The sequence below is a fragment of the Pseudomonas sp. NPDC079367 genome, from assembly GCF_044542195.1.
Taxonomy (GTDB): domain Bacteria; phylum Pseudomonadota; class Gammaproteobacteria; order Pseudomonadales; family Pseudomonadaceae; genus Aquipseudomonas.
In genome coordinates this window covers 1-9,005 of record NZ_JBITTW010000068.1, presented here as the reverse complement: position 1 = coordinate 9,005, position 9,005 = coordinate 1, and the positions used below count along the sequence as shown (strand labels likewise).

The window sequence follows — 9,005 nt, the reverse complement described above, 5'->3', positions numbered from 1 at the left end:
GGTCTGGCCTTCTTCGCTCGGCGTGTTGAGGTGCTGTTTCAAATTCACGTTGTCGCTCACGGGTGTTGTTCCACTCACTAAAGTCTCGGTCATCATCGTCATGCGGCCACCCCTTTTTCGTCCCCTGTCAGGCTCTTGTAACGCTCGGCGAAGAACTCCCGAACGTCGGCGCATTGTGTTTCCGTACCATCCAAACGATTGAAACGGGCGCGAAACTCCCTGGCGCCCGGCAAGGTTGCGAGATACCAGCCCACATGCTTGCGGGCAATGCGCACGCCCATCACGTCGCCATAGAAGGCGTGAAGGGCAGCCAGATGCTCCAGCAGGATGCGTTCCACTTCGCTCAGTTCCGGCGCAGGCAATTTCTCGCCGGTGCGCAGGAAATGTTCGATCTCGCGAAAAATCCATGGCCGCCCTTGAGCGGCACGGCCAATCAGCAGGCCATCGGCACCGGTCGCGTCAAGCACGTATCGGGCCTTTTCCGGCGAATCGATATCGCCATTGGCAAACACCGGAATCGACACGGCCTGCTTGATCGCGGCAATCGTGTCGTACTCGGCTTCGCCTGTGTACAGATCGGCACGCGTGCGGCCATGTACGGCCAGCGCGGTAATCCCGGCCTGTTCGGCGATCTTCGCCACGTTCAGGCCATTCTTGTTCTCGCGATCCCAACCGGTGCGGATCTTCAGGGTGACCGGCACATCAACCGCGGCCACTACGGCCTGCAGGATCTCGGTCACCAGTGTTTCGTCTTTCAGCAACGCGGAGCCGGCGGCCTTGTTGCAGACCTTCTTCGCCGGACAGCCCATGTTGATATCGATAATCTGTGCGCCCAGTTCGACGTTGGCCCGTGCCGCATCGGCCAGCATCTGCGCGTCGCCACCGGCGATCTGCACCGAGCGCGGCTCGGGATCGCCTTGGTGGATCATGCGCATGCGCGACTTGCGGGTATTCCACAGGCTCATGTCGCTGGTGACCATTTCAGAGACTACAAGCCCTGCGCCCAGACGCTTGCACAACTGACGAAAGGGCTGGTCTGTGACGCCCGCCATCGGGGCGAGAATCAAACCGTTCTGCAATGTATATGGGCCGATGCGTACCGCCGACATAGGACTTCCCTGAAGTGGGGCCGGATCATGAGAGTTCGAAAAAGGGTGGGCATGATACCCGCTCTCGATGACTGGTTAAAGGCTGAATTGAACAAAATCTGAACAGTTATTCTGTTATCGCCAACGGTTTGGTTGGCCGAGATCAGTCAGAAAAATGCCGTCAATCAGGAAACGCTGAAGCGGTTCATTCCGGCGAATGGAAGTTCAGGCTGTAATTCACCGCTTTCGGCCCCGGATCGAGAATATCCAGGGCGATGTGGATCGGGGTCTGCGGCGGCATTTCTACCAGCCCCTCAAGATCGCCGCTCAGGTACTCGCCGGGCTTGAAGCGACGACTGGCGATCAGATGACCGTTGAGGTCGGCAAAACGCAGCTCCAGCAACGGAAACGGCTGGGAAAAGGTCGCTCGGTTGTAAATGATCGCATCAACCACCAGCGCCCCGCTGAATTCAGGATGGCTGCGCACCACCAGGTTGCTGCTCTTGATTTTGCCGATATCGACTTTGGACGGCACGGTGCAGCCAATCTGCGGGCAGATCTGCTGGAACCACGGCCGGTATTGATCCTGTCGCGCCAGTTCCTCGAAGTGATAGGCGACGTACTGAGCGGCAAGGCCGGCGGCGGCCAACACCACCAGCAGCAGCCAGAGCAGGCGCCGACCCCACGGCGAGCGCCGTTGCTGCCAGTCCAGTTGCAGCGGGTCGTCGGTCAGATCCTGCAGGACCTCGGCGCGCACGCCGGGCTCGGCCCGCTCGCGTTTCTTGCGTGGCGAGGTGATCAACGGCAGATCGTCGTCATCGCCAACGTCGCTGGCCGACAGCCGTTCACGGCGGGCGGTGGGGTCGATCGGATCGTGCAGACGCAGTTGCGGGATCGGCGGCTCGTCGTCCAGATCCACCGGTTCCAGCGACAACGAAGGTTCGGTGCGCTCGGGTTCGAGGGTTTCGACGCCCTCGATATCCGGCTCGGCATCCGGCGCGGCGCTGCGTTCATCGGCAGGCTCGCTGAACAGGCTGTCGGGCCATGTCGCTTCGTCGGCTTCGGCGCTGTCGCGCCGAGCGCTCAAGGATTCTTCGCGAGCCCGCCCGAAGTCGGCGACCGGCTGGATTTCCCGTTGTTCGAGGCGGGCGAGTTCTTCGTCCAGATCGAGGCTGTCCAGATCCAGCTCCGACGCATTCCACTGCTTTTGGCTGATGGCACGCGGGCCGGGCGTTGCATCAAGGGCTGGCGCATGGCTGATGACAGGCAATGGCTCTTCAGGCGCAGCCGCGAGCGGAGTCACCGCGTCCTTGCCGGCATGTTGCTCGAGCAGCTGTTTGGCCGCATTGAACACTTGCAGGCAGGAGCCGCAACGAACCACCCCGCGCGCCACGCTCAATTGCGCATGGTTGACGCGGAAACTGGTCTGGCAATGCGGGCACTGGGTGACGAAACTGTCAGTCATGCGGCGATCCGGTTCAGGCAAGCGGTCATTTTAGCGCCGACGCCCGGTGATGCGCACCCAGCCATCGCGATTGGCAATCGGGTCGAGGTCGAAGTCCTGCGCATAAGCGGCGGCGACTTCTTCGCCCTGCTCGGCGAGGATGCCCGACAGCGCCAGACGTCCACCGGACTTGACCAGGCTGGACAATTGCGGCGCCAGCGACACCAGCGGGCCGGCGAGAATATTGGCAACCAGCACGTCGGCCTGAACCTGCGGCAGATCCTCGGGCAGATACAGTGGGAACAACTCGTCGGCAATGCTGTTGCGCCCGGCATTGTCGCGCGAGGCTTCCAGCGCCTGCACGTCGATGTCGGTGCCCACGGCTTCTTTAGCGCCGAGCAGCAGGGCGGCAATGGCCAGAATCCCCGAGCCGCAGCCGAAATCGAGCACGTGACAGTCCTTCAGATCCTGTCCGTCGAGCCACTCCAGGCACAGTGCGGTGGTCGGGTGGGTGCCGGTACCGAATGCCAGACCCGGATCCAACAGCAGGTTCACCGCGTCAGGCTCGGGAGCGGCGTGCCAGCTCGGCACGATCCACAGGCGCTGGCCGAAACGCATCGGTTCGAAACCGTCCATCCAGCTGCGTTCCCAATCCTGGTCTTCGATGACTTCGCTGTGGTGTTCCGGCAACGGACTGCCGGTCAGCAATTCCAGATGGGCCAGGACCGGTTCCGGTTGCGTACCGCCCTCAAACAAGGCCAGCAAGTGGGTGTGCGACCACAGGGGCGTGGTGTTGAGTTCCGGTTCGAAGATCGGCTGGTCTTCGGCGTCCATGAAAGTCACCGACACGGCGCCGACTTCGAGGAATGCGTTCTCGTAGGTTTCGGCTTGTTCGGGGGTGATGGCGAGACGGACTTGCAGCCAAGGCATGGCGGGCACCTTTGTAAATCTGTGGGGCAGCCCGAAGCTGCAAAAGCGCGCAGTTTACGCCAGGTCGCGGGCAAAGTGGACACGACGCTTTGCTGTTACACATTCGCTGGCGCGATATACATATGTATCGCCTGGGTGCGGTTGACGACCCCTAGAGTGAAAGCTCATTTATACGCATTAACGGGCTGGGCGATATGGTGGGTGAACAAGGGATTGTAGAAGAAAAACCACTGGAAGCTGCTGCGTCCACAGGAACGGCCCAGGAGATTCTGCTGCGGATCACACGTTGGCAGGTGCTGATCGACAAGCGTCTGAGCAGTCAGCTGACCTTGCTGGAGGCCATGGAAGATTTCGCCTTGACCGAGCTGCGCGATCATTGCCCGCACGGCAATATCGACCCGGGATTTGTGCAGGCTCTGCTTGATGCGATTGTGCAAAAAATCATCGACGGCAAGCCGTTGATGTACCTGGTGATCCGTGACGCTCCGTATCGCTGGCCGGGTGGTGCCGATCGCGGACTGCCTGCCAGCCACCGTGAAGCGGTTATCCGGACCGTGGATAGCGTTTCCGGGCACTTCGTTGATCAATACAAAAACTACCTGCGAAAACATTGGGAAACCAAAGGGGAAGAGGTCGCGTTCGATCAGTTGGTCTTGCGCAAATTGCAGCGCTACATCAGCGACATCGACGCGCTGTTCCACCCTGACCGTCTCGCGGGACTGACGCCGGATCGATTGCGCAGGCAGATCGAAAAGCTTCAGAAACGCGGCGCTCGACGCTATCGGTTGACCGCGCTGGCAACAGGCGCGGAAAAAAAAAGGCTCGAAGCGCAGTCCTACGCGCAATTGCCGCATTGGCTCAGGGTGCTGAGCGAGCCGGACCGTGCCAGGCTGCGCGGGTATCAGCAACAAACATCACTGGCGCAGGCGGCGCTCGATGATCTGCTGGAAGGCTACGGATCGCTGCGTGCGTATGCCCGGCAACAGGCCATTGACTACATCCAGCTCAAGCTCGACATGGAGGTAGAACCGGACCGGATCGATGTGCGCTTGAAATGGCGCTCGGCTGTTGGCGAGTCGACGCAGAGCCGTAGCCTGAGCGAATCGCTCGCGGCGGGGCCGATCGGGCAGGATTTTGCTACGGTGCTGGATGTGACCAGTGGCCCTGCGAAACGCAACCAGCCACTGCAGCCGACGTTCGTTGCCAATATGCTGGCAGAGCAGGACTATCCGGCGGATTACCTGCGAGACCTCGCCAGACAATACGAGCGCGATGACGTACAGAAAGCCTCTTTCGACTGGTTTGTCGCGCGGCTCAAGCAAAGTGCCTTTATTGCGCGCTGCGCAGGGCATCTGATGGTGGACGACCATGATCGTCTCGAATCGATGTGGGCGGGGGAGGCCCTGGAGCGCTCCTTGCGAGTCGCCGCACTGGCGCTACCCAACGGCATGCAGTGTGCCGACTTTTTGGTGTTTTACCGGGAAGGGAATGCGCCAGTGGTGAGCGATCTGCTGCTGTACGCGCCAAACAAGCCAGACGGCCAGGAGTGGGTGCGCCTGCCTTCACTGGCAGCATTGGCCGGAGAGGTCTGGGGCTGGACGCAGAGCGAGTCCGGTCGCGAATATCTTTTGCAGCAGCTTTCCCCGGCGGCCTATCGTCAAGCTCGTGAGTATCTTGTTGCGGTGGCTGCTGACCCTGGGCTTTGGGGCATGAGCAGTGATATCCGGCGTGCGTCCATGTTGTTCGCTGAATGCGTCGAAGCGGCCGTTAAAATGGGCCTGGCAAAAAACCTGCAGCAAATCCAAGAGGACAACTCACTGCGCTGGTACTCAACGCAGACCCCGCAAGCGCGCCAACGCCTCAGCGGCCTGAATCAGGAGCTGGCTGTCCATCAGCAGGTCTTCAACGAGTTGCTCGGCGGTTTTGAAGTGTTTGCCGACTTCGCCAGGCGCACGGTTGCCGCAGCGATTGCGCCGTACCTGCGCAGCAAGAATGTCTTCGAGCCGGTCGACCCGGCAACCGTGTTGATCGATTACAGCCCCGGCGTTGCCGATCGCAGGAATCAGCAGACAGCCAGTCTGCTCGACCTGGCGATCTATGGCTACGATGGCAACGCTGGCATCGAGCATCCTAAAAGAGGTGTGCGCTCCTCAGTCGGCCAGGATTTGAGTCGGGTCCGCAGTGCGGATCTGGCGCGATACATGCGCGGGGCCTGGCTGGGTGAAAAGTATGCGAAAGAGATCCGTGGCAAATATCTGGACTCGCGCGATGAAATCTACGAGTCGCGTCGGTTCGCCTACCGCAACGTGCTGTTGTCGAAAATGGATCGTGATTTGCGGGTGGCCAGAAGTCAGGCGCGGTTGAGCGACGCGGTGTATTCGGCGCTGGTCCGTCAGGTCTCGCTGTTGAGTCAGCCGCCAGTGCCTGGTACGCATTTGCCGGGCGCCAGCGTGGTCAGCCGTGATGGCGTTTTCCAATTTACCGTGCGCAACCACGTTGTGCTCGGGGTCTACGTTTTCACCTGTTTCGATCCCGAACCGTCCTGGTGGCTGTACACGCCAGATGCTCCCGATGATCTGATACTGCGCCCCTATCATTCCCTGTATGGCGACATTGCCGGCGCGTTGCATGATTATTTGCTGGCGCGCACGCCGGTTATTGCGCGCAACACGGTGTCGCGTGCGCTATATGCGATCGCGGCAAAAAAACAACGGGTCGATTCGCTGTACGAAGCGCAGCGAGTCAGCGATGCCCGCAGCGAGTTCAACGCTTACATCGAGCGCACCGTCACGGACGTGGAGGACATCACCACCAGTCGCGCAGAGATGATCGAGCGGCAAGTGGTCAAAGGCCTGATGTTCGCAGCCGCGCCGTTTTGCATGGTGTTTCCACCCTTTGCCCTGCTGCTGGACGTCGTGTTCATTGCCGTCAGTGCCGGGCAAGCCGTCGCGGCGCATCTGGAAGGCGATGTCGAGGGCGCGCTCGGCCACTGGCTTGAGGCTTCGTGGGGCGCGCTGTTTGCCACGGTTGGCGCGGGTAGTACGGTCAAGTGGCTCGGGCGTACGGTCAGAAATCTGAAGTACACAACGCGGCCGGTCTCATTGCTCACCGAGCGCTTGAATACCGTGGCTGCGGTTCGCAAGGAAGCGCTACCGGCCGTTCGCGAGGTGCGTTTTCATGCCCGGCAGGCCGTCAGCCACACGCCGGATAATTTGCAACGGGTCACTGAAGAAGGCGTCTTTTTCGGCACATGGCGCAGTCCGCCCAGTGCTGCGCAGCCTCAACCGACCTACTACATCCGTAGCAGAGGCAAGTATTTCCATGTCAGGGAAAACCCACATTTCGGCGGACTCAGCCTTATCGATGCGCGGCGTCCTGCAGCTATTTATCAGCGCCCCGTACGTCTGACCGAGAGCGGTAGGTGGACGCATGACCGGGTCGGCCTGCGCGGCGGCAACGATCAGGTGCGCAACCTTGGCCATGTGGACAATCTGCGTAGCGCGTTTCCCGGCCGTGTCGAGCCAGCACTCAATCGGGGCGCAATGCAAGGGGAGGCCGTCATCGCGAAGTTCGTCGCCGGGTCGAGGGACAATTATCTGTTCTCATTGAACGCGCAGACCTGTGTCATCGCCTCGATGTACAACCCGGCGACGAAGGTCGGTGCGGTTATTCACTTCGATCACAACATTCGCGCCTTGATTGAACGGAGCGTCAAGGACGTGATGACACGCCTGGGGGGCTCGGCCAAGGATATTCGTGCCACTCTGGTCGGTGGTGACTGGCTGACGGGAGCAGATATCGGCGGATCAGTGAGGGACGTGTTGCGCCAGCAGGGGTTGCGGCCGACCTGGGATTACTGGTCTTACTCTTCCTGTCTGGGTAACAACTATGCTGTTTCATTGAATCTGAACAGCGGTGTTTCGACCGTGTTCAAGACCTCCGCCAGTCAGGTTGAGCGTTTGTATACGCCGGTTTTGCAGCGAGCGGGGTATGCCACCGATCCGGTATCGAAACGCGCGAAGGTATTCATGGACCGGTTTCGTCAAAAGCCGCTGCAGCAAGATGCCTCTGGCGCTGTAGTCGATCAGGCCGGGCGCCTGGCCACCCCTGAATTGATTCAAGGGCAGGCTTTATCGTTGGTGGCACTGAATTGACGGGTTTGTTCCGGGCATAAAAAAACCCGATCGCGAGGATCGGGTTTTTTGCGCCGCTTCAGTCTTACGACTGTTTGGCCAGCTTGTGCTCGAGGTAGTGAATGTTCACGCCCCCTTTGCAGAAGCCTTCGTCACGAACCAGATCACGGTGCAGCGGGATGTTGGTCTTGATCCCGTCGACCACGATTTCGTCCAGGGCATTGCGCATGCGGGCCATGGCTTCGTCGCGGGTTGCGCCGTAGGTGATCAGCTTGCCGATCAGCGAGTCGTAGTTCGGTGGCACGGCATAACCGCTGTACAGGTGCGAATCGACGCGAACGCCGTTGCCGCCTGGGGCGTGGAAATGCTTGACGGTGCCCGGGCTCGGCATGAAGGTCTTCGGATCTTCAGCGTTGATCCGGCATTCCAGCGAGTGACCGCGGATAACTACGTCATCCTGAGTGAACGACAGCTTGTTGCCAGCGGCGATGCTGAGCATCTCCTTGACGATGTCGATACCGGTGACCATCTCCGAAACCGGGTGCTCCACCTGAACACGGGTGTTCATTTCGATGAAGTAGAAACGGCCGTTCTCGTAGAGGAACTCGAAAGTACCGGCGCCACGGTAGCCGATGTCGATGCAGGCCTTGACGCAGCGAGCCAATACTTCCTGGCGCGCCTTCTCGTCGATGCCCGGTGCCGGTGCTTCTTCGAGAACCTTCTGGTGCCGACGCTGCAGCGAGCAGTCGCGGTCGCCCAAGTGGATCGCCTGGCCCTGGCCGTCGGACAGTACCTGCACTTCGACGTGGCGCGGGTTGGTGAGGAATTTTTCCAGATACACCATCGGGTTGCCGAACGCCGCGCCTGCTTCGGAGCGGGTCAGTTTCGCCGAGGCGATCAGGTCTTCTTCCTTGTGCACCACACGCATGCCGCGACCACCACCGCCACCGGCGGCCTTGATGATCACCGGGTAGCCGACTTCGCGACCGATGCGCAGCGCCGTTTCTTCGTCTTCCGGCAGTGGGCCGTCGGAACCTGGAACGGTCGGTACGCCTGCTTCGATCATCGCGTGCTTGGCCGATACCTTGTCGCCCATCAGGCGAATGGTGTCGGCTTTCGGGCCGATGAAGGCGAAGCCGGAGTTCTCGACCTGCTCGGCAAAATCTGCGTTTTCCGCGAGGAAACCGTAGCCTGGGTGAATGGCGGTAGCGCCGGTCACTTCAGCGGCAGCGATGATGGCCGGGATGTGCAGGTAAGACTGAGAGGCGGACGCCGGGCCAATGCAGACGGATTCGTCTGCCAGACCCAGGTGCATCAGCTCTTTGTCGGCCTTGGAGTAAACGGCGACGGTCTTGATGCCCATCTCTTTGCAGGCACGCAGAATCCGCAGGGCGATCTCACCGCGGTTAG

5 protein-coding genes and 1 pseudogene are annotated in these 9,005 nt (G+C 60.6%); 1 reads left to right on the top strand and 5 read right to left on the bottom strand.

Features of this window, described 5'->3' with window-relative positions; all coding sequences use genetic code 11:
• The 4 genes and pseudogenes from ACIGDJ_RS27715 to prmA all read right to left on the bottom strand — a co-directional run.
• A pseudogene (locus ACIGDJ_RS27715) lies at window positions 1-102 on the bottom strand (DNA-binding transcriptional regulator Fis); the annotation flags it as partial.
• Entirely contained in the window at window positions 99-1,109 is a 1,011-nt protein-coding gene (gene dusB, locus ACIGDJ_RS27710; RefSeq protein ID WP_397479395.1) for a tRNA dihydrouridine synthase DusB, read from the bottom strand. The pseudogene ACIGDJ_RS27715 and the gene dusB, both read right to left, overlap by 4 nt.
• Window positions 1,110-1,293: 184 nt before the next feature.
• Entirely contained in the window at window positions 1,294-2,553 is a 1,260-nt protein-coding gene (locus ACIGDJ_RS27705) for a DUF3426 domain-containing protein (RefSeq protein WP_101158316.1), read from the bottom strand.
• A 30-nt stretch (window positions 2,554-2,583) separates the two neighbouring features.
• On the bottom strand, window positions 2,584-3,462 hold the full coding sequence (gene prmA / locus ACIGDJ_RS27700; RefSeq protein ID WP_397479396.1) for a 50S ribosomal protein L11 methyltransferase: 879 nt from the start codon (window positions 3,460-3,462) through the stop codon (window positions 2,584-2,586).
• 194 nt (window positions 3,463-3,656) lie between these two features.
• Between prmA and ACIGDJ_RS27695 the strand changes: the two genes are divergently transcribed.
• Window positions 3,657-7,616, top strand: coding sequence for a type III effector 1 (locus ACIGDJ_RS27695; RefSeq protein WP_397479397.1), 3,960 nt, complete (start codon window positions 3,657-3,659; stop codon window positions 7,614-7,616).
• Between the two features lie 64 nt (window positions 7,617-7,680).
• Here the strand turns inward: ACIGDJ_RS27695 and accC are convergent.
• Window positions 7,681-9,005 (bottom strand): acetyl-CoA carboxylase biotin carboxylase subunit (accC, locus tag ACIGDJ_RS27690; protein ID WP_397504693.1); only part of this gene is annotated, 1,325 nt, incomplete at its 5' end.

Excerpts from the sequence above, each read along its gene's own strand:
- dusB (WP_397479395.1), bottom strand. The coding sequence starts at position 1,109 with ATGTCGGCGGTACGCATCGGCCCATATACATTGCAGAACGGTTTGATT.
- ACIGDJ_RS27705 (WP_101158316.1), bottom strand. The coding sequence starts at position 2,553 with ATGACTGACAGTTTCGTCACCCAGTGCCCGCATTGCCAGACCAGTTTC.
- prmA (WP_397479396.1), bottom strand. The coding sequence starts at position 3,462 with ATGCCTTGGCTGCAAGTCCGTCTCGCCATCACCCCCGAACAAGCCGAA.
- ACIGDJ_RS27695 (WP_397479397.1), top strand. The coding sequence starts at position 3,657 with ATGGTGGGTGAACAAGGGATTGTAGAAGAAAAACCACTGGAAGCTGCT.